General features: G+C 69.3%; 20 protein-coding genes and 1 pseudogene. 13 read left to right on the top strand and 8 right to left on the bottom strand.

What is annotated here, in order from left to right:
• Nucleotides 1-3: 3 nt before the first annotated feature.
• Nucleotides 4-543, top strand: a complete 540-nt coding sequence (locus IQ210_RS43455; protein ID WP_194084774.1) for a hypothetical protein — start codon at nucleotides 4-6, stop codon at nucleotides 541-543.
• 33 nt (nucleotides 544-576) lie between these two features.
• Nucleotides 577-1,200: a histidine phosphatase family protein gene (locus IQ210_RS43450; protein WP_322658230.1), complete on the top strand. Its 624-nt coding sequence runs from the start codon at nucleotides 577-579 to the stop codon at nucleotides 1,198-1,200.
• Here the strand turns inward: IQ210_RS43450 and IQ210_RS43445 are convergent.
• Entirely contained in the window at nucleotides 1,171-1,383 is a 213-nt protein-coding gene (locus IQ210_RS43445) for a DUF397 domain-containing protein (RefSeq protein ID WP_194084773.1), read from the bottom strand. The two genes, IQ210_RS43450 and IQ210_RS43445, sit on opposite strands and share 30 nt — an antisense overlap.
• A 4-nt stretch (nucleotides 1,384-1,387) precedes the next feature.
• Nucleotides 1,388-2,239 (bottom strand): helix-turn-helix domain-containing protein, encoded by an 852-nt coding sequence (locus IQ210_RS43440; protein WP_194084772.1) that lies wholly within the window; start codon nucleotides 2,237-2,239, stop codon nucleotides 1,388-1,390.
• 226 nt (nucleotides 2,240-2,465) lie between these two features.
• Between IQ210_RS43440 and IQ210_RS43435 the strand changes: the two genes are divergently transcribed.
• Together IQ210_RS43435 and IQ210_RS43430 are read left to right on the top strand one after the other, a co-directional pair.
• Nucleotides 2,466-2,879, top strand: a complete 414-nt coding sequence (locus IQ210_RS43435) for an ATP-binding protein (RefSeq protein WP_194084771.1) — start codon at nucleotides 2,466-2,468, stop codon at nucleotides 2,877-2,879.
• A gap of 95 nt (nucleotides 2,880-2,974) precedes the next feature.
• A pseudogene (locus IQ210_RS43430) lies at nucleotides 2,975-3,628 on the top strand (hypothetical protein); the annotation flags it as partial.
• A gap of 28 nt (nucleotides 3,629-3,656) precedes the next feature.
• Here the strand turns inward: IQ210_RS43430 and IQ210_RS43425 are convergent.
• Both IQ210_RS43425 and IQ210_RS43420 read right to left on the bottom strand, forming a co-directional pair.
• On the bottom strand, nucleotides 3,657-4,706 hold the full coding sequence (locus IQ210_RS43425; protein WP_228049528.1) for a hypothetical protein: 1,050 nt from the start codon (nucleotides 4,704-4,706) through the stop codon (nucleotides 3,657-3,659).
• A 2-nt stretch (nucleotides 4,707-4,708) separates the two neighbouring features.
• A complete protein-coding gene (locus IQ210_RS43420) occupies nucleotides 4,709-5,359 on the bottom strand; it encodes a hypothetical protein (RefSeq protein WP_194084770.1) in 651 nt (216 codons plus the stop codon).
• A gap of 327 nt (nucleotides 5,360-5,686) precedes the next feature.
• Here IQ210_RS43420 and IQ210_RS43415 point away from each other — a divergent pair, with 327 nt between their 5' ends.
• The 4 genes from IQ210_RS43415 to IQ210_RS43400 all read left to right on the top strand — a co-directional run bounded on the left by IQ210_RS43415 (nucleotide 5,687) and on the right by IQ210_RS43400 (nucleotide 11,138).
• Nucleotides 5,687-8,686: a BTAD domain-containing putative transcriptional regulator gene (locus tag IQ210_RS43415; RefSeq protein WP_194084769.1), complete on the top strand. Its 3,000-nt coding sequence runs from the start codon at nucleotides 5,687-5,689 to the stop codon at nucleotides 8,684-8,686.
• Nucleotides 8,683-9,402 carry a prepilin peptidase gene (locus IQ210_RS43410; protein ID WP_194084768.1) on the top strand — a complete coding sequence of 240 codons (720 nt, stop codon included), beginning with the start codon at nucleotides 8,683-8,685 and terminating at the stop codon, nucleotides 9,400-9,402. Before IQ210_RS43415 ends, IQ210_RS43410 begins: the two co-directional genes overlap by 4 nt.
• A 90-nt stretch (nucleotides 9,403-9,492) precedes the next feature.
• Complete coding sequence (mqnC, locus tag IQ210_RS43405) at nucleotides 9,493-10,692, top strand: cyclic dehypoxanthinyl futalosine synthase (protein ID WP_194084767.1); 1,200 nt, start codon at nucleotides 9,493-9,495, stop codon at nucleotides 10,690-10,692.
• Nucleotides 10,692-11,138, top strand: a complete 447-nt coding sequence (locus tag IQ210_RS43400) for an imidazolonepropionase-like domain-containing protein (protein WP_194084766.1) — start codon at nucleotides 10,692-10,694, stop codon at nucleotides 11,136-11,138. Before mqnC ends, IQ210_RS43400 begins: the two co-directional genes overlap by 1 nt.
• On the opposite strand, the gene IQ210_RS43395 is transcribed toward IQ210_RS43400, so the two are convergent.
• On the bottom strand, nucleotides 11,135-12,139 hold the full coding sequence (locus tag IQ210_RS43395) for a chitinase (RefSeq protein WP_194084765.1): 1,005 nt from the start codon (nucleotides 12,137-12,139) through the stop codon (nucleotides 11,135-11,137). The two genes, IQ210_RS43400 and IQ210_RS43395, sit on opposite strands and share 4 nt — an antisense overlap.
• Before the next feature lie 391 nt (nucleotides 12,140-12,530).
• Between IQ210_RS43395 and IQ210_RS43390 the strand changes: the two genes are divergently transcribed.
• From IQ210_RS43390 to IQ210_RS43375, 4 genes are all read left to right on the top strand, one after another.
• A complete protein-coding gene (locus tag IQ210_RS43390) occupies nucleotides 12,531-12,842 on the top strand; it encodes a hypothetical protein (protein ID WP_314203186.1) in 312 nt (103 codons plus the stop codon).
• Nucleotides 12,843-12,861: 19 nt separating this feature from the next.
• Nucleotides 12,862-15,099, top strand: coding sequence for a bifunctional polysaccharide deacetylase/glycosyltransferase family 2 protein (locus IQ210_RS43385; protein ID WP_194084763.1), 2,238 nt, complete (start codon nucleotides 12,862-12,864; stop codon nucleotides 15,097-15,099).
• A 1-nt stretch (nucleotide 15,100) separates the two neighbouring features.
• Complete coding sequence (locus IQ210_RS43380; RefSeq protein WP_194084762.1) at nucleotides 15,101-16,216, top strand: acyltransferase family protein; 1,116 nt, start codon at nucleotides 15,101-15,103, stop codon at nucleotides 16,214-16,216.
• A 61-nt stretch (nucleotides 16,217-16,277) separates the two neighbouring features.
• Nucleotides 16,278-16,973: a demethylmenaquinone methyltransferase gene (locus IQ210_RS43375; RefSeq protein WP_194084761.1), complete on the top strand. Its 696-nt coding sequence runs from the start codon at nucleotides 16,278-16,280 to the stop codon at nucleotides 16,971-16,973.
• Nucleotides 16,974-17,005: 32 nt separating this feature from the next.
• Here the strand turns inward: IQ210_RS43375 and IQ210_RS43370 are convergent, their stop codons facing one another.
• Both IQ210_RS43370 and IQ210_RS43365 read right to left on the bottom strand, forming a co-directional pair.
• Complete coding sequence (locus IQ210_RS43370) at nucleotides 17,006-17,317, bottom strand: PASTA domain-containing protein (protein WP_194084760.1); 312 nt, start codon at nucleotides 17,315-17,317, stop codon at nucleotides 17,006-17,008.
• A gap of 109 nt (nucleotides 17,318-17,426) precedes the next feature.
• Nucleotides 17,427-17,951: a GNAT family N-acetyltransferase gene (locus IQ210_RS43365; RefSeq protein WP_194084759.1), complete on the bottom strand. Its 525-nt coding sequence runs from the start codon at nucleotides 17,949-17,951 to the stop codon at nucleotides 17,427-17,429.
• Between the two features lie 106 nt (nucleotides 17,952-18,057).
• Here IQ210_RS43365 and IQ210_RS43360 point away from each other — a divergent pair, with 106 nt between their 5' ends.
• On the top strand, nucleotides 18,058-19,359 hold the full coding sequence (locus IQ210_RS43360; protein ID WP_194084786.1) for a geranylgeranyl reductase family protein: 1,302 nt from the start codon (nucleotides 18,058-18,060) through the stop codon (nucleotides 19,357-19,359).
• Here IQ210_RS43360 and def read toward each other — a convergent pair whose 3' ends face one another.
• Nucleotides 19,360-19,983 carry a peptide deformylase gene (def, locus tag IQ210_RS43355; RefSeq protein ID WP_194084758.1) on the bottom strand — a complete coding sequence of 208 codons (624 nt, stop codon included), beginning with the start codon at nucleotides 19,981-19,983 and terminating at the stop codon, nucleotides 19,360-19,362.
• Nucleotides 19,984-19,998 lie beyond the last annotated feature (15 nt).

Raw genomic sequence — 19,998 nt, 5'->3', positions numbered from 1 at the left:
GACGTGATCGTTCTTCCCAAACTGATCGACGATCTCCTCGACCAGGTCGAGGAGAAACGCGCTGCGCATCTGGCTCTGGACTTCGCGCATCACATGCTTGACGTCCAGCGGGCGGAGATCGAGGACGACGTGATGGCCGCGTGCCTGGAGTACCTCGCGGCCGCAGATGAGGCGATCGAGCTCGGTGAGGCGACTCCTCGGCTGCTCACGGCGCATGAGCAGCTCAGCGTGACCGCCGAGCGGTGGGAGGGCGACCGGCATCTGCTTGCTCGGGGAGCAGGACTGGCGGTGCAGGCCGTTCGGGTCGGCTGTCAGCGGATGATGGAGGACGTGCGCGATCACGTGATGCGGAGTTCGCTGATCACCTGCCGGGACGTCGCGCGTGAACTTCAGGCCGAGGCCGGCCGCTGGTATGCGAAACGGACCTCTGGCGGCGCCGACGAGCGGCTCGTCGCGCGCAGCGCCCGCTGGGAGGAGGCCCGCTGGCAGCTGCAGCATGTCATCGCCACCGAACCTGCGCCGCACGGCGGCGGCATCACCTGACGAGGCACTTCAGAGGACGACGAGGAGGGCTCGGTGACGTTCTTCGAGGACGGGGTCCGGGTGTGGTGTCTGCGGCACGGTGAGTCGGAGAATGTCACTGGCGGAGTCGCCGGGGCCGTGCCGAGTGCGTCGTTGACCGAGCTCGGGCGGCAGCAGGCTGCCGTCGCGGCACGGGCCCTCGCCGGGGAGCCGATCAGCCAGGTCTACTCCAGCACCGCCCTGCGCGCACGCCAGACCGGGCAGGCGCTGGCCACCGCATTCCGTGTTCCGTTCCGGGCCATGCCTGAACTCGTGGAGATGGGTATCGGCAGGCACGAGGGGAGCAGTGATCCGGGCGTCCGGCGGCAGACGGCTGACGTGCTTCGCGCCTGGGTTGTCGACGGCTGCCTGGAGCGACAAGTCGCCGACGGTGAAAGCGGGTTCGACGTCGTGGGCCGAGTGACCGCGGCCTTCCGGCGCATCGCCGCGCAGCACTCGGGCGAGACCGTCGCCGTCGTCGGCCACGTGGCCGGCCTCACCGTCGCCCTGGGCCGACTCTGCTCGCTCGGGGCCGCGGTCTGGGGTACGCCGCTGCCCCACGCACAGCCCTTTCTCATCGAGGGGGACGGCTCCGGGTGGCGCTGCCTGTCATGGCCGGGAGCGAAGACCGACCTTTGATCCGTCGTTCACGGCATCGATGAAGGTCGTGAAGGTGGCGGGAAGGAAGGAGAGGGTGCCCTGAGTAGGGTCCTTGGAGTCACGGATGGCTATGTGGGTGTGGCGGTCAGTGACTTCCACGCAGGCGTCGCCTTGGCCGCCGCCGGAGTAAGACGCCTTCGTCCACGTATCGGGGGTGAGCACGCTCTCACAGCTCCTTCGTCAGGCGGTGGATGAAGTCACGCGAGCGCACAGGTTCGAGTGACAGCGCCTCCACCTTATGGAAGAGCGTTCGATAGCGGCTGAGTTGGGCCTCGGCGTTGACGAAGACCGGACCGTTGGGGCTGTCACGCACCAAGGTGTCCAGTTGGGGTACGAGGCCGCCCGCGTAGACCATGGCGCTTCCGGCGCCGCCGAAGCCGTCCAGGTCGAAGGGGATGACCCGCACGGTGATGTGCTCGACCTCGGACTGTTCCAGGATGCGGGTGAGTTGTGCCCGTGTCGCGGTTCGGTCGCCGACCCTGATGCGTAGAGCAGCTTCGTGGATCACCGTCGCGTACGGGACCGGATCAGGCCGCTCGATGATCGTCCTGCGCTTCATCCGGTGCTCCACCCAGCGGTCCACATCACTGGCCGGGAACTCCGGGTTGACGAAGGCGAAGAGGGCGCGAGCGTAGTCGGGTGTCTGGAGCAGGCCGGGTACGTGCAGGAAGTCCACGTCCCACCGGTAGCTGGCGTGGTGCTCCAGCTCCGGCAGGTCCAGGAACGGGGTCGGCAGATGATCGCGGTACTCCTCCCACCAGCCGCGCGTCCGATCCGTTGCCATCGCCACCAGGGCGTCGATCAACTCCCCGTCGGTGCAGGAGTAGTGCGCGGCGAGCCGCCGTACGCGCTCCTCGCTGACGCCCGCGGTGCCGGCCTCGATCTGGCTGATCTGCCCTGAATCGGTCCCCAGCAGCGCGGCGGCCTCGCGCCCCTTGAGTCCGGCGGCTTCGCGCAGTTTCCGCAGCTCGGCGCCGAGGCGTTCCTGTCGTGCGGTGGGCTGCTGCCTGCGCGGCATGTGCTTCCTCCCTGCCTCAACTGCCCTCTGGCAGCCACTCGTTCGGAGGGCAGATTACGGCAATGACTTGCGTGGTCCCAAAATGAGGACCTACCGTCAGTGACGCAACGCACACGCTGCGGAACCCGGGAGTCCCGGAAGCGCACCACTCCGTCCTGCCATGACGGCTGCGGCACTGCCACCGGACCGGCCCGCCAACTCCCCTCCCTTCGAACGGAGTTCAGCCATGCCCCAAACCGACGACGCCCCCTGGGAGTACTGTCTTCACATCCCCAACGACCCCCGCGCCGTCCCCATCTGCCGCCGCACTCTCCGCCTGATCCTGACGATGCACGGCCTCATTCGCCTCGTCGACACCGCCGAACTGCTGGCGACGGAGTTGGTCTCGAACGCTGTACGCCATACGAAGGGCCCCGCGGCGCTGAGGGTGCGTTGCGCGGACGGGGTGCTGCGGATCGGGGCGTGGGACGCGGACCCTGAACCGCCGGAGCCGCCGGGTGAGTTGGCCGAACTCCTCGGCGCCGAGGAGGGGCGGGGGCTCGCCCTCGTCCGGGCCTCCGCCGACCTCTGGGGCTGGCAGCCGCTCGCGCGCAACGGGCATCGGGGCAAGTACGTGTGGTGTGACCTTGCCGCGGCGTAGGCGTTGATCACGTCGTACGAAAGGAGGATCGATGGTCAGATCGCCGCACGAAGGGCTGCACCGGATCTGTCAGAAGGACCCGGCAGGCTTCACCCTCCTATCTGTACGCGAAGTATGAGTGGGAGCCGGTGCTGATCGTCCTGACCCAGGACAGGGCCACGGCCCGCTGGGCGAGGCAGCCGATTCTGCTGGGGCTGCCGGGCTGGCATTCGCCGGCGGTACGGCCGCTCGTGCTCGGGCCTGAGAACGTGCCCCTCATCGCCGACGAGGCAGAGGCCCAGCGGGACTTGTTCCTCGCGGCCTTCTCGGCGATGACACATGGTCGGGGACCAAGTGCCGCTGCCGTACTGAAACCGCTGGCGCCAGCCTTGGCGACCACCGACACCGAGAGCGCGGGCGTGCTCGCGCAGTTCGTCGAATCCTGTCTGGTCGATGTCGAGGCCCGGCAGACGTGGAAGGAGCTGATGATGGCGGTCCACTACTTCTTCCGGCACGAGGTTGCCGAGAAGGTGCGCGAAGAGGGTCGCGAGGAAGGTCGTGAAGAAGGCCGCGACGAAGGCCGGGCCCAGGCCAAGGCGGAGATGGTGCTGCGGATCCTCGAATGGCGGGGGTTCTCCGTCCCGGACGCTGCTCGTGCACGGGTTGAAGCGTGCACCGATCCGGATCAGCTCGAGGCGTGGGCCCAGCGGGCCGTCCACGCAACCGACGCACAGGATCTGTTCGTCGACGCCGCGGACGACCCGGCCTGACGGGTGGCGGTCGTGATTCGGCCGTGCGTCAGCGGTTGATCGCCTGGATCTCCTGGACGTTCATGTCCTGCGTCGTCTCGAAGGTGCCGTCCGGGAGGTCGCCGCCGGTGCCGCCTGAGCCCTCCCACGTGATTTGCCAGGTCACGGACGCGGAGAGGTGGTACGGCGTGCCGCTCGTGGCCTTCAGGTAGCGGATGCCGCAGGGCGGAGTCTTGTTGGCGTCGCCCGTGGAATACGGGGTGCCGATCGAGCCGTCCGCGTTGATCTCGCAGTCGCCGGACGCGGGAAACGTCTGCGCGTCCTCCGTGCCGGGGTTCAGATGCAGCGCGACAGGCTTGGCCGTCGTCTCCGCCCACAGACCCGTGTCCGGGAGCTCGGCGCGGACCTTGACCTCCTGGAAAGTGCCCTTGTCCAGCCAGACCCACGTCGGCAGGTTCACCGTGGACCTGGTGGCCGGCTTCAGCTCGATCTTCGTCTCCGGGACCTTCACCTTGTTGTAGGCGTAGTCGGCGAGGGTCTCCGGCGTGGGAGCGTTCGGATCGTCGGGGATCTCACCGGCGTTCTGCCAGAACATGAGGCGATTGCAGAGTGACGTGTCGTCGATGTCGGCGACGTCCGGGGCGACTCCGTGCCAGAAGTACCCCTTCTTGCCGATGTTGTAGTTCTTGTAACCCTTCACGTTCGCCGGGGCGCCGAAGTAGTTGACAGCGTCTTTCTCGTCCTTGAAATGGTCGGTCCACAGGCTCGATCCGATCCACCCCTGTCGGATGCTGACCTGGCCACTGCCGTCGGTCTCCGCGAAGTTCTTCAACTGCTCCGGTGTGAAGAGGGGCTCGTACCAGCAGGGCGGGAGCTCCCAGTTCACATCGGTGGACGACAGGGTGCCCTGCTTTCCACCCGTCGGACCGCTCTTCTGGGTGACCTTGATCCTGGAGTACGAGGCGGAGGCAGCCAGTTCGGTGCCGTCGGCCTGGCCTCGCGTGTCGGTGCCCGCTTCTCCGATCGCTTCTGCGGACGTCGAGCCCAGCAGGGCCACGGAGAGCGATCCGGCGATCAGGGGTGCCAGCCGGTGTCGCAGGCTCACTTGGAGCACCCGCCTCGCTCGGAGTGCACAGACGCGTTCTGCCAGACGCCCTGGGCGTTCTTCGCCAGGGAGACCGTGTAGAAGACGTAGGGGTTCGTGCCCGCCGGATTCCCCTCGACCTTGCCGGTCTTGAGGTTCCTGGTCTGCGCGGCGCTCTCGTCCGTGCAGTAACTGAGCGATGCGCCTCTGCCGGTCTTGGCCACACCGACCTTGGGTGCGAAGGCGGGCAGCTTGCCGATGACGGTGAGGTGCTTGTCCGTGTAGGACTTGATCCACTCCTTGGTCTGCCCGACGACGCCCTGCGTGTCGTAGAAGGCGACGGCCTCGCTGTCAGGGTCGTTCGCGATGATCGCCGCGTATCCGGCCCGGACCTCTTCCTTGGCGTCGTCGAGTACCGCCTGCTCGACGGGGTCGCCGCTCGACCAGTTTTCGAAGGTGAGCTGGAAGCTGCTGGGGATGGTGATCTTCGGGCGCTCGACGCCAGGCGATGCCGACGCGGAAGCCGAAGCCGACGGGCTGCTCGACCCCGTGTCCGCCCCCTGGATGTCGTCCGACGACGTGTCGTCGCCCCCGCCGCACGCGGAGAGCAGAAGCGTTGCCGACAAAGCGAACGTGGCGGCGGTGACGGGCAGGGTGCGGCGGGCCACGATGGATCTCCCCCGAGGATTGGCGATTGCAACGGGGAACGACGCTATCAGGGGCGGGTAATGCGCCCATGACGGGTCATTGGGGATTGTGTGGGGAACGTGAGGGTGTCGCGTGGCGATTGCGAACGGTGCGCATACCCCCCGGTCTGAAACGGGGCAACTCCGGCCTCTCCGGCAGGTCGTGAGGAAGTGAGTCGGGGCGGGGGCAGGGAGGTTATCCACAGGTCTGCCCGGGCTTCGACGGCGTACTTAAGATCTCTGTAGGCTCAGTGCACTCTCGTACTCCCTTGCATCCACCCCCTCCTCACACGACCCAGGACGCCCGCCATGGCACGACGCCGCAGTTCAAGCTCGTCAAGCTCGACGGGAAACACGACCGCGCCCGCGACCCCGGCGCCCCGCAACCGGACCCCGCAGCCCGTGCGGATCCGACGGCGTTCGTTCGGGGACTTCGTGAAGGCGTTCTTCGCGTTCGTCGCGCTGGCCGTGCTGGTGGTCGGGGTGCCCGGGGCGCTCGCCATGGCGGTCGGATGGCCGTTGCCGCACGAGTTCAAGCCGATGGAGTGGCTGCAACAGCCGATCACCACCGGCACCTTCCTCCACATCCTCACCGTCATTGTCTGGCTCGCCTGGGCGCAGTTCACCGCCTGCGTGCTCGTGGAGATAAAGGCCGCCGTGTCGGGGGTCGGGGTCCCGGGCCGCGTCCCGGGCGCCGGCCCCAGTCAGATCCTCGCCCGGCAGCTCGTCGCCGCCCTCCTCCTCGTCGGCGCCACGGCCGCCAGCCTCACGCCGGGGCTGTCGCAGATCGGGCAGCACAGTCTCGACGGGAACCAGCGCGGTACCGTCGCCGCCGCCCAGCAGACCCCCGGCCTCTTCGCCCAGCAGCAGGAGCAGGCGGCCAGTACCGCCGCCGCCCTCGCCGAGCAGGCCTCCCAGGCCGCCTCCCACGCGGACGCGCAAGGCGGCAGCACCGCCAAGTCCGACGACACGAAGTACTACCGGATCCAGCCTCCCGAGGGCCGGCACCACGACTCCCTCTGGGAGATCGCCGAGCGCCACCTCGGCGACGGCCGCCGGTACAAGGAGATCTTCGAGCTCAACAAGGACCGCGTGCAGCCCGACGGCTCCAAGCTGTCCGAGGCCAGCCTCATCCGCCCCGGCTGGATCATGGAGATGCCGGGTGACGCGCGCGGCGGCGACCTCGTCGAGATGCCCCAGGCGGCCGGTGGCTCCGCCGCCCAGCAGCAGATCCACGACTACGGCCAGACCGGCGACCACGCTCAAGGCGACCACGCCCAAGGCGGCGGCCACCAGCAGGGCAGCGGCGGCGCCTCCCAGGTCTCCCTCCCCGAACAGCGCCCCGCCCCCGACCAGCAGCCCAGCGGACAGCAACACCAGCAGCACCAGCAACACGCCACGGCTGCCACAGAAGAATCCTCCTTCGGTCTGCCCCAAGCCCTCATCGGCGCCCCCCTCCTCGCCGCCGGCCTCCTCGGCGCCCTCGGCCGGCGTCGCCGCCAGGCGCTGTGGCAGTCGGCGTTCGGTGCCGTCGGCGGGCGGCGCGGTATGGAGCCGCCCACGCCGACCGGCGACGCCGCCGACGCGCAGGACGCCCTGCTCGTGGGCGCCGACCCCGAAGGCGTACGACTGCTCGACCGCTCCCTGCGCGGACTCGCCGCGTCCCTCGGTGCCGAGTCCCGTCCGCTGCCGACCGCGTACGCGGCCTGGCTCGGCGGCAACGGCGACCTCCACCTCCAGCTCGCTCAGCCCTCCGGCAACCCGCCCGCTCCGTGGCAGCTCGGGCAGGACCAGACGTTCTGGATGCTCGCGCGCACCGACGCCGAGCGGTACGAGGACGTCGACGCCGCCGCCCCGTACCCGGGCCTGGTCAGCCTCGGCACCATGGACGACTCGCGCCTCCTCCTCAACCTGGAGTCCGTGCCCGGCCTCGTCTCCCTCTCCGGCAGCGAGGCCGACCGCGCCGCCGTCTTCGCCTCCGTCGCCGCCGAACTCGCCACCAACGGCTGGTCGGACCGCATGACCATCACCCTCGTCGGCTTCGGCGAGGACCTCACGCCGCTCGCCCCCAACCGACTCCGCCACCTCGACACCATCGACGACCTCATCGAGACGATGGACGCCGAGACCCGGCAGCGACGGGGGGCGTTGGGCGCCGCGGGCCATGACTCCGTGCTCACCGGGCGCACCGGGCCCGCCCAGCACACCCGTTGGGCCCCGCACCTCGTCCTCCTCGCCGCCGAGCCCTCCGCCGACGACGCGATGAAGCTCGCCGAACTCGCCGCCGACGCCAGCCGGCTCGGCATCGGCTACCTCGTCGGCACCGAGAGCGGCGATCTGCCCGGCGCCGCCTGGGAGATGGAGGTCACCGGCGAGGGCAAGCTGCTCGCCCCGCTGCTCGGCCTCGAACTCGACGCCCAGCTGCTGCCGGTGCCGTTGCAGCGCGCGGTCGTCGAGCTGTTCGTCGAGTCCGACCCCGAGCGCGAACCGCAGGGACCGGCCACCGCGCCGCCGTTCCTCGTCGACATCAGCGAGCAGGGGCGGCCGGCTGTGTACGCGCGGCTCGTGGGACCGTACGAGATCATCGGCCTCGACACCCCGGACGGCGACCGGAGCGCCCTCCTCCACGAGGCGCTCGCCCTGCTGCTCCTGCACCGCGAGGGCGTCCACCCGCGCGTGCTGTCCTCGGCGCTGTGGCCGCGCGGTGTCACCGACGACGTCCGCGAGGCCCTGCTCGACCGGCTGCGCGCCTGGCTCGGCACCGACCCCGACGGCAGCCCGCGGCTCCGGACCGACTCGACCGGGCGACTCACGCTCGCCAAGTCCGTCGTATCGGACCTCGACGTGCTGCGCTCGCTCTACCACGAGGCCACGCAGGGGCGCGGTGTCGACAGCCGGGTCGTGCGCGGGCGGCTGCTCACCGACGCGCTCGTGCTGGTGCGCGGCCCGCTCCTCGCCGACCGGCCCGAGGGCCGCTACCGCTGGCTCACCCACGAGATCATCGACGCCCAACTCCCGCTGCTCGTCGCGGACATCGGCCTCGCACTGTCCGAGTTCCACCTGGTCAAGGACCGCGCGGAGAAGGCCATCGAGGCGCTCAACGCGGCCCTCAACTCCGCCCCCGGCGACGAGCGCCTGTGGCACGAACTGCTCCGCGCCACCCACTCCACCGGCGACACCGCCCGCCTCCAGGCCCTCGCCGCGGACCTCATCACCCGCAGCGGCGCCCGCGGGCTGCCGCCGCGCACCGAAGCGCTGCTCGACGAGCTGCTGCCGACGTGGCGCGACGGCGTCGCGGCCGTGGGATGACCACGTTCCTCGTGATCGCCGCCGCGCTGTGGGGCGCGGCGGCGGGCGCGCTGCTGCCGAGGGCGGCCTACCGGTTCTCCGCACCGGCCGGGGAGGCCTGGCGGGAGACGTGCCCCGGCGGGCATCCGGTACGAGGGTGGCTCGGCCGCGGCCGATGCACCCTCTGCCCCCGGTCCTACGGCCCCTCCACCCCCCTCCTCTCCCTCGTCACCGCCCTCGTCTGCGCCGCCCTCGCCGCCACCGGCACCCGGCCCGAGATCGGCGTCTGGCTGCTTCTGGCGCCGGTCGGCGTGCTGCTCGCGGTCGTGGACCTGAAGGTGCAGCGGCTGCCCGACCCGCTGACCCTGCCCTTCGCGGGCGCTGCGCTCGCCCTGCTCGGCGTCATGTCCTTCGTGCCCGAGCACACCGGCGACTGGCTCCACGCCCTCTACGGCTCCCTCGCCCTCGGCGGCGGCTACTTCGTCCTCTTCCTCATCAACCCGGCCGGCATGGGCTTCGGCGACGTGAAGCTGGCCCTCGGGACGGGGGCGGTGCTGGGCTGGTACGGCTGGGCGACGGTCATGCTCGGGACGTTCGCCGGGTTCCTGCTGGGGGCGCTGTACGGGGGTGCGCTGATCGTCGTACGGAAAGCGGGGCGGAAGACGGCGATCCCGTTCGGCCCGTTCCTGATCATGGGGGCGTTCCTGGGCGTGCTGATCGGGGCGTACGCGGCCTGACGTCGGTCCGGAAGACGGCCTGGCGTAGGCTGGCCGGGTCCGCGCACATGGATGCTTCCGTCCACAACCCTTGACGAAAGGGACGCCCCGGTGACCGAGAAGGCCGACCTTCAGTCCGTCCTCGACCGCGCCGCCGCCGGTGGGCGGATCACCCCTGAAGAGGCGCTCGACCTCTACCGCGACGCCCCGCTGCACGCGCTGGGCGCCGCCGCCGACGCGGTACGACGCCGGCGGTACGCGGGTACGGAGCACATCGCGACGTACATCATCGAGCGGAACATCAACTACACGAACGTGTGCGTCACGGCGTGCAAGTTCTGCGCCTTCTACGCGCCGCCGAAGGACACGAAGAACGGCTGGACGCGCGACCTGGACGACATCCTGCGGCGCTGTGCCGAGACCGTTGAGCTCGGTGGCACGCAGATCATGTTCCAGGGCGGGCACCACCCGGACTACGGGGTGGAGTACTACGAGAAGCACTTCGCCGCCATCAAGGAGGCGTTCCCGCAGCTCGTCATCCACAGCCTGGGGGCGAGCGAGGTCGAGCACATGGCCCGCATCTCCAAGGTGAGTGTGGAGGAGGCCATCCAGCGCATCCACGCCGCCGGTCTCGACTCCTTCGCCGGCGCCGGTGCGGAGCTGCTGCCCGAGCGGCCGCGCAAGGCCATCGCGCCGCTGAAGGAGTCCGGCGAGCGCTGGCTGGAGATCATGGAGACGGCCCACCGGCTGGGTGTCGAGTCCACCTCCACCATGCTCATGGGCACCGGCGAGACCAACGCCGAGCGCATCGAGCACCTGCGGATGATCCGTGACGTACAGGACCGGACCGGGGGCTTCCGGGCCTTCATCCCGTACCTCTACCAGCCGATGAACAACCACCTCAAGGGCCGTACCCAGGCCACGATCCTCGAGTACCTGCGGATGATCGCGATCGCCCGGCTCTTCATGGACAACATCGCCCACATCCAGGGCTCCTGGCTGACCACGGGCCAGGACGCGGGGCAGCTGACGCTGCACTACGGAGCGGACGACCTCGGCTCGGTGATGCTGGAGGAGAACGTCGTCTCGGCGGCCGGTGCCAAGCACCGCTCCAACCTCCAGGAAATGATCGACATGATCCGCACGGCGGGCCGGACCCCGGCCCAGCGCTCCACGACGTACGAGCACCTGGTCGTCCACGACGACCCGGCGAACGACCCGGTGGACGCGCGCGTCATGTCCCACATCTCTTCGACGGCGATCGAGGGCGGGACGGCGCATCCTGAGCTGAAGATCCTCGCGTCCAACTAGTGCGTACGCTGCATGCCGCGGACGAGGTGCGGTACACGTGGACCTCTGAGCCGATCAAGGGCGGCGCCGTCCTGGTGGAGCGGGACAGGATCGCCGCCGTGGGCACGCTGGAGGAGCTGCGCGAGCGGTTTCCGGATGCCCGCGTCCGGGTCTGGCCGGGCGTCCTCGGCCCCGCCCGCAATTTCGTGAGTCCGCTTCCGGACGCCCCGAGCCCGCGCGAGGTCATCCACGCCGTACTGAAGTCGGGCGCGACGACGATCCTGGCGGAGTACGCCGATACGCCCGAACTCCGCGCGGCGGCCGAGCGGAACGACGTACTGATGGTCCCGCGCGCCCAGGCGACACCGCTCAAGGAGGCCGGCCGCGCGGACTTGGCGGTTCTCGACGAGAACGGCGAGTGTGTCGCCACAGTCTGTGCTGGCCGACTGGTGCACAGACGCCGCTAACCCGCCAGCGCCTCCCCGAACGCCCCCGAACTCTGCTCAACCCCGCTGCAGTTGGTCAGCGCATCCTCGTCCCCGGTGCACTCCTGATCCCGGAACGTCGCCCACATCGACACCCACCCCACCCCCTTCTCCTCCGCGAACTCCCGCAGTTGAGCGGCATCGGACAGCGTGAACGTCTCCCCGTCCACATCATTCGTGCCGATCATCGACGTGAGCGCCATCCCACCCCACGCCGTCGCGGCGGACGTACCGAACACGTCTCGCAACTGTGCATGCGCAGCCTTCGCCGCCGTGATCGCGTAGTCGCCCATGTCCCCGTCGTACGACTCCGCGTAGTTCATGGTCATGAGATTGACCGAAGAGACCTGCACCGCACTGTTGTTGGCCGACTCCAGCAGCGCCAACGCGTCGTCATCGAGCCCCGACGGCATCACAGGAAGCGTGAAGACGACGCTCACGTCGCTCCGCTCCTCCTGGAGCAGCGCTATCGCCTCCGACCGCAGCTCCACCGAGTCGGAGTCGGTCAGCGCGTCGCCCTCGATGTCGAAGTCGGCCTGGGTGGAACCGGCCGCGTCGAGGGCGTCGCCGTACGCCTGCGCCAGCTCCTCCGCACTGTCGCAGACCTCCGCCAGCTCCTCCCCGGACGCCCCGCCGAAGGAGACGCGGACGCTCGCCCCGTCCTCCTTAAGCGCCGAAATCCGGGACGCCACGGCCGAGTTGTCGATCGCCGTCGTGCCGTTCCACTTCGGGGTGCAACTGCTGCCGTCCGAGATCACGAAGGCCAGGTTGTACGTCGTCGGCGACCCCGCGGAGTCGGTGTCGGAGGCCTCGGTGGCGCTGACGTACGGGGCGTACGAGGTGACGGACGACGTCTCGGACGGTGCCGCGGAGCTCTTCGCCGGCGCCGCGTCGGACGCCGCGTCGGTGTTCGCCGAACACCCCGCCGTGGCCAGGGCAAACAGGCAACCGAGCCCCGCCGCCGGCCTCAGGAAACGCCGCATCGCGCATGCACCCGCTCTCGTGATTTCTGTCTCAGGACGGAAACAAATCGTGTTTCTGAAGGGGAAATGTCTCACACGCGACTGAGCTTCATGAGGACAGTTGGCGCATAGTCAATCCATGGGCAGGGTCGATCAAAACGGACCAATCGGTCAATGAAACCGTACATTCAACTCCATTCGCCCCGCGCAGGGTTACGCAGGCGTTCCAGCGAACTCTCAGAGAAGAGACAGGATAAGGCGTTTCTCATGGGTGTCTCACATGGGAACCCGAGTTTTCGACACATAAAGCCTCCCTAATATCCGGGGAATGCATTCCGAGCCTGCCATCGAAAACCGCGCCCCGCGTGGTCGCCGCCGCAAACGTGGCAACGGGTCCGACGACGAGGGACCCGTGTTCGTTGACAACTCCGGACGCCGCTCGAAGCTGCTGCGCCGGATCGGCCTCCTGATCGGCGTCCTGTGTCTCGGGTACGCCGTCGTCCTGGGCCTGGCCTTCATGGGAATCGGCACGTCGAGCCCGTCCTCGCTGCTGCCCTTCGGCGGCGGCCAGGGCGGCCCCGCCGGCCAGAGCGGCACCGGCCCGGGCGCCCGCCAGCAGGGCGGCGTCGGCGACGTCGTCCAGCCCAGCGGCAGCCCGCCCGCGCTGCCCTCGGGCGTCCCCACGCCGTCCGCGTCCGTGAACGCGTCCGCGAACGCCAACTGACCGGAGCGCAGGCACCGTTATGACGACGACCACGACATCCCACCGGGGGCGGCGCCGCGCCCCCTCCCGTATCGGGCGCGCGGCGGGCAAGGCCGCGGCGCTGCAGAAACCGCGCGTCCTGCTCGCCCTGCTGCTTCTGCTGGCGCTGACCAGCGTGATGCTGCTGGACGGCTATCTGCGCGCCGAGGTCGGCGGCGACCAGCGCGTCCGTGACGGGGCCAGCTCCAGCAAGGTCCCCGACAAGATCCTCAACGGCGGGCCGATCCTCAGCTTCCGCGGCGGACAGGCCACGACCGTCTCGGTCCCGGACAAGACCATCGCCCTGACCTTCGACGACGGCCCCAACCCCACCTACACACCACAGGTGTTGGAGATCCTGGAGAAGTACGACGTCCCCGCCACGTTCTTCGTGGTCGGCTCGATGGTGTCGCGCTACCCGGGCATCGTGAAGGACATGGTCGAGCAGGGCAACGAGGTGGGCATCCACACCTTCACCCACGTCGACCTCTCCTACCAGAGCGACGCCCGGGTCAACCGCGAGATGCAGCAGACCCAGTTGGCGCTGGCGGGCGCGGCCGGCATCACCACCACGCTGTTCCGGGCGCCGTACTCCTCGGAGACGGACGCCATCGACAACTACAGCTGGCCCGTCTACCAGAAGCTCGGCGAGGACGGTTACACCAGCGTCTTCGTCGACACCGACAGCGACGACTGGAAGAAGCCGGGCGTCGCGAAGATCGTGAAGTGGGCGACGCCGTCCAAGAGCAACGGGGCGTCCGTCCTCTTCCACGACGCGGGCGGCGAGCGGTCGCAGACCATCAAGGCGCTGCCCAAGTACATCGAGAAGATGAGGGCGAAGGGGTACACCTTCACCACCATCAGCGGGGTGCTGGAGAAGGACCAGTCGGTCAACGCGCCAGTCGGACAGCAGCCTTCGGGCGTGAACACCCTCCAGGCCGCCCACCGTGCGGCCACCGGCGCCACCCTCTACGAGGGCAAGGCCCTCATCGCCGCCGTCGCCGTAGCCGAGTGGGCCGTGCCCGCGCTCTCGGTCGGCCTCATGGTCGTCGGCGTCGCCGTCATGGGCCGCTTCGGGATGATGCTGATCCTCGCCCGCCGCCACTACAGGCAGCGCAACAAACGCCGTTTCAGCTGGGGCCCGACCGTCACCCGCCCGGTGAGCGTGATCGTCCCGGCGTACAACGAGAAGGAGTGCATCGCCAACACCCTCAAGTCGCTGGCGCAGAGCACCCATCCGATCGAGATCATCGTGGTGGACGACGGCTCGACGGACGGTACGTCGGAGATCGCGCGCGACGCGGCGTACGAACTCGGCATGACGAACGTCCGGGTCATCCGCCAGGAGAACGCGGGCAAGCCCGCCGCCCTCAACAACGGTGTCCGCAACGCCAGTTACGACATCGTCATCATGATGGACGGCGACACCGTCTTCGAACCGGACGCCGTGCACCAGCTGGTGCAGCCCTTCGCCGATCCCGAGGTGGGCGCGGTCGCGGGCAACGCCAAGGTCGGCAACCGCGACACCGTCATCGGCGCGTGGCAGCACATCGAGTACGTGATGGGCTTCAACCTCGACCGCCGCATGTACGACCTGCTGCGCTGCATGCCCACCATCCCGGGCGCGATCGGCGCGTTCCGCCGCGACGCGGTGCTCCAGGTCGGCGGCATGAGCGAGGACACCCTCGCCGAGGACACCGACATCACCATCGCCATGCACCGCGCGGGCTGGCGGGTCGTCTACCAGGAGCACGCCAAGGCGTGGACGGAGGCGCCCGGTTCGCTGAAGCAGCTGTGGTCGCAGCGCTACCGATGGTCGTACGGCACCATGCAGGCGCTGTGGAAGCACCGCAAGTCCCTGACGGACAAGGGCCCTTCGGGGCGGTTCGGCCGCGTCGGCATGCCGCTGGTGGTGATCTTCCAGATCGTCACGCCCGTGTTCGCCCCGCTCATCGACGTGTTCACCGCGTACTCGATGATCTTCATCGACTTCCAGGCGGCCCTGCTCGCGTGGCTCGCGGTGCTGGGCATCCAACTGGTGTGCGCGGCCTACGCGTTCCGGCTGGACAAGGAGAAGTACCGGTACCTGCTGATGATGCCGCTCCAGCAGCTGGCCTACCGGCAGATGATGTACCTCGTCCTCATCCACTCCTGCATCACGGCGCTGACCGGCGGCCGGCTCAGGTGGCAGAAGCTGAAGCGGACCGGCGAGGTCGGCACCCCGGCGGGGGTGAGCTGAGATGGGCTCGCACCGGAGAGGCGGGCCGACAGCCGTGCTGGCCGCCGAGCGGCCGTCGCTCACCGACACCCTGCCCCAACGGCCCGTACGCGACCGCTACTTCGACACCCTCCGCGCCGTCGCCCTCGTCCGCGTCGTCACCTATCACACCTTCGGGTGGGCCTGGTGCGGCATGGTCTTCCCCTCCATGGGGATCATGTTCGGGCTCGCCGGCACCCTCATGGCGAAGTCCCTGGAGCGCCCCGCGCTCAAGGTGGTGAGGAGCAGGCTGCGGCGCCTGCTGCCCCCGTTCTGGTTCTGGGGCTTCTTCGTGGTGCTGGCGATGCTGATCCACGGCTGGATGCCGAGGCACTACAACATCGTCTTCTGGATCGTGCCGTTCGGCGATCCACCCGGCAACAAGTGGGGCGTCCAGGCCTGGGAGATCCTCTGGTACCTGCGGACGTACCTGTGGTTCGTGCTGCTGTCCCCCCTGCTGCTGAAGGTGTTCCGGCTGGCGCGGGTCCCGGTGCTGCTGCTGTCCCTCGCGCCGATCCTGGTCCTCAACTTCGTGTGGTCCGGTCCCGAGGGGCGGCTCGGCAACGAGCTCTGGGACTTCTCGACGTACCTCTTCTGCTGGATCCTCGGCTTCGCGCACCGCGACGGGGTGCTGGAGCGGCTGAAGCCCGCGGTGGTCGTGGTCCTGTCGCTGGCCGCGATCGGGTACGGCGGCTGGTACGCCTTCACCCGCCAGGGCGAGGTCGGGACGTACGACCTCGACGAGATCCCGCTCGCGCAGGCCTTCTGGTCGGCGGGGTTCGTGATGCTGCTGTTCTGGGCCAAGTCGTCCTTCGGGATCGACTTCGCGTGGCTGACCCGCTTCAAGCGCCTGGACCGGGTCGTCACGATCTTCAATGCGCGGGCCGTGACGATCTACCTCTGGCACGAGATCGCGCTGATCCTCGCCGTACCGCTGATCGACCAGTTCTGGAACGTCCCGGCCTTCGAGAAGTACCTGCCGCTGGAGAGCCAGTGGTTCATGTTCGGGATCGGGTGGGTCCTGATCGCGGTGTTCGTGCTGGCGTGCGGATGGGTGGAGGACGTGGCGGCGAAGAAGAGGCCGAGGCTTCTGCCGTGAGCGGGCCCGGCTCCAGCGGGGCCTCGGCTGCTTCGGCGAGGGCGGCTGCAAGAATGGGCCCGTGACCCGCGCTTCCCTGAACAAGCAGCCGCACGAAGTCGCCTCGATGTTCGACGACGTGGCGGAACGGTACGACCTGACGAACGATGTGCTGTCGCTCGGCCAGGACCGGGTGTGGCGCAAGGAGGTCGCGAAGGCGGTCGACGCCCGGCCCGCGCAGAAGATCCTGGACCTGGCGGCCGGTACGGCGACCTCCTCGCTGCCGTTCGCACAGACCGGCGCGTACGTCGTGCCCTGCGACTTCTCGCTCGGCATGCTCCAGGTCGGCAAGAAGAAGCACCCGTGGCTGCCGCTCACGGCCGGCGACGCGACACGGCTGCCGTTCAAGGACGACACCTTCGACGCCGTCACCATCTCCTTCGGGCTGCGCAACGTGCAGGACTTCGACGCCGGGCTGCGGGAGATGTACCGGGTGACCAAGCCCGGCGGCCGGGTCGTGATCTGCGAGTTCTCGCACCCGACCTGGGCGCCCTTCCGCACGGTCTACACCGAGTACCTGATGCGCGCCCTCCCGCCGGTCGCGCGCGCGGTCTCCTCGAACCCCGAGGCGTACGTCTACCTCGCCGAGTCGATCCGCGCCTGGCCAGACCAGGCCGCACTCGCCGGGCATCTGCAGAAGGCCGGCTGGTCGAAGGTGGCGTGGCGGAACCTGACGGGCGGGGTCGTGGCCCTGCACCGGGGTTTCAAGCAGGCCTGACGTCCGGCTTCGAGTAGGCCCGACGCCCGGCTTCAGGCAGAGCTGACGGACACGTAAGGGTCGCCCGGCTCGTCCAGCTCGCGCTGGAGTCCGCCGGTCGGAGGCCGGGGGATGCGTGGCTCGCGCACCCCTCCGCCGCCTTCCCCTTCGCCGAAGTCGAACCACACGTAGATCACGGAGTCCCGGGGCACCTCGGCGTTGGGCTGCGGGTACTGCCGTACGACGTACTCGACCACCGTCCGGTGGAAGTCGGGCCGGTCCGGAGCGTTGAGGAAGAGGCCGGTCGCCTCGGCCGTCCTGCGCGCGTCCATGGCCATCAGTCCGACGAGCCGCGGCACGCGCACTTCGGGTGTTTTGGGTGTTATGCGCAAGATGTCACCCCCAGCGGTACTAGCAGGGTAACCGCCTGGGGGTGCCGTCCGGAAGCGCTAAGTGGCGTTCTGTAACAGTTAGTTACTGTGCGTGACCGTTCTCCAGGTCGAGCCGGAAGCAGAGCGCGTCCTCCGGGAGCCGCGGGTGCGGGAAGGTCTCCGCGAGCTCCATGCCGAGGCGCCGGGTGACCGCGACCGAGCGTTCGTTGCCCGGTCTGACCATCGCCACCACGTTCGGCACGCCCGCCGCCCGCAGCCGTTCCAGCGTCTCCCGCGCGGCGGCGGTGGCGTATCCCTTGCCCCAGTACGCCCGCCCGAGCCGCCAGCCGATCTCGATCTCGCCCTTCGGCCCCCACTCCTGCGGCCACGGCTGGGCGCCGGTGAAACCGATGACCCGGTCGTCCTCGTCGAGCATGGTCCACAGGCAGAAGCCCAGCTCGGCGTCGTGCCGGCGCTGGCGGGCGGTGAGTTCCTCGTAGACGTACAGCTCCGCGGACCGGCCGCCGTGGAACTCCATGACGTCCGGGTCGTCGAAGAGCCGGTGCCAGGCGACGGCGTCCTCGTCGGTGGGGACACGCAGCCTTACTACGGGGAGAGCTCGGTTCACGGGGCAGCCCTTCAGCCGGGTGATCAATCGTGCTGAATAGACTGCCCATGTCCAGTGCTAGTCGGCACGCAGATTTCGAACTTGGGGAGATCCCGCCGTGACCGCCGTGACCGAGCCCCACTCCGAGCCCCTTTCCGAGAACACCGCCGACGTCATCGTCGTCGGCGCGGGGCCGGCCGGCTCCACGACCGCGTACTACCTCGCCAAGGCCGGTCTCGACGTCCTCCTGCTGGAGAAGACGGCGTTCCCGCGCGAGAAGGTCTGCGGTGACGGCCTCACCCCGCGCGCCACCAAGCAGCTCGTCGCCATGGGCATCGACATCTCCGAGGAAGCCGGCTGGCTGCGCAACAAGGGCCTGCGCATCATCGGCGGCGGCGTCCGGCTCCAGCTGGACTGGCCGGATCTCGCCTCCTTCCCGGACTACGGCCTCGTCCGCAAGCGCGACGACTTCGACGAGCAGCTCGCCCGGCAGGCCCAGAAGGCGGGCGCCCGGCTGTACGAGCGCTGCAACGTCGGCGCCCCGATCATCGACGACCGCACCGGCCGCATCACCGGCGTCCACGCCAAGCTCGGCGACTCCGGCGAGAAGCGGGAGGTCACCTTCCACGCCCCGCTCGTCGTCGCCGCCGACGGCAACTCCACCCGCCTCTCCCTGGCGATGGGCCTGCACCGCCGCGAGGACCGCCCGATGGGCGTCGCCGTACGGACGTACTTCGAGTCGCCGCGCCACGAGGACGACTACCTGGAGTCCTGGCTGGAGCTGTGGGACCGCCGCGGCCCTGAGCCGCGCCTCCTGCCGGGCTACGGCTGGATCTTCGGCATGGGCGACGGCACGTCCAACGTCGGCCTCGGCGTCCTCAACACCTCCGACTCCTTCAAGGAGCTGGACTGGCGCGAGGTGCTGAAGGCCTGGTGCGCCTCGATGCCGGAGGAGTGGGGCTACACCCCGGAGAACATGACCGGCCCGATCCGCGGCGCCGCCCTCCCCATGGCCTTCAACCGGCAGCCGCACTACACGCGTGGGCTGCTGCTCGTCGGCGACGCCGGCGGCCTGGTGAACCCCTTCAACGGCGAGGGCATCGCCTACGCCATGGAGTCCGGCCAGATCGCCGCCGACGTCATCGTCCAGGCCCACGCGCGGGCCACGCCGGCCCAGCGGGAGATCGCGCTCCAGCGCTACCCGCAGGTCCTCAAGGACACCTACGGCGGCTACTACACGCTGGGCCGCGCCTTCGTGAAGCTCATCGGCAACCCGAAGGTCATGAAGATCGCGACCCAGCGCGGCCTGACGCACCCGCTGCTCATGAAGTTCACCCTGAAGATGCTGGCCAACCTCACCGACCCGACGGGCGGCGACGCGATGGACCGGATCATCAATGGGCTGAGCAAGGTGGCGCCGAAGGCGTAACTAGCTGCTCAGGGCCTCGATGTTGGCGGTCCGGCGCGCGAACACCTCGTCCCGCCGGTCCGCCACCTGCCGCAGCGCCTCCTTGCGGTCCCGCTTGGAGAGCCGGTCCAGGTAGACGTGCCCGTTGGTGTGGTCGGTCTCGTGGGCGAGACAGCGGGCGAAGTATCCCGTTCCCTCGACGGTGATCGGCTCGCCCTCCTTGTCGTACCCGCGTACCACGGCCCGCTCCGGGCGCGGTACGTCCATCACGGCGCCGGGGACGGACAGGCAGCCCTCGTGGTCGTCGAGGAGCCCGCGTCCGGCCGGAGCCTCGTCGAGCACCGGGTTGACGATGTGCCCGACATGCCGGGCCCCGTCGTCGTCCGGGCAGTCGTAGACGAACAGCCGCAGATCGACGCCGACCTGGTTCGCCGCGAGGCCGGCCCCGTCCGCGATGTACATCGTCAGGAACATGTCGTCGATCAGGGCGGCGAGATCCGGCCCGAACTCGGTCACGTCCCGGCACGGCTTGTGCAGGACCTGCTCCCCGACCTCCGTGATGCGCCGCACCTTCCCGCGCCGGGCGTCGGGCGCGAGCGGCGGATACGAGTCAACGGGCCTGCCTTGTACGAACACGCTGGGCATGAGTGCGTTTCTCCT

Origin of the sequence: Streptomyces justiciae (genome assembly GCF_015163075.1) — a bacterium.
In the GTDB taxonomy this organism is placed as follows: Bacteria; Actinomycetota; Actinomycetes; order Streptomycetales; family Streptomycetaceae; genus Streptomyces; species Streptomyces justiciae.
The sequence above is the reverse complement of the archived record's forward strand: the minus strand, read 5'-3'. Positions and strand labels throughout refer to the sequence as shown.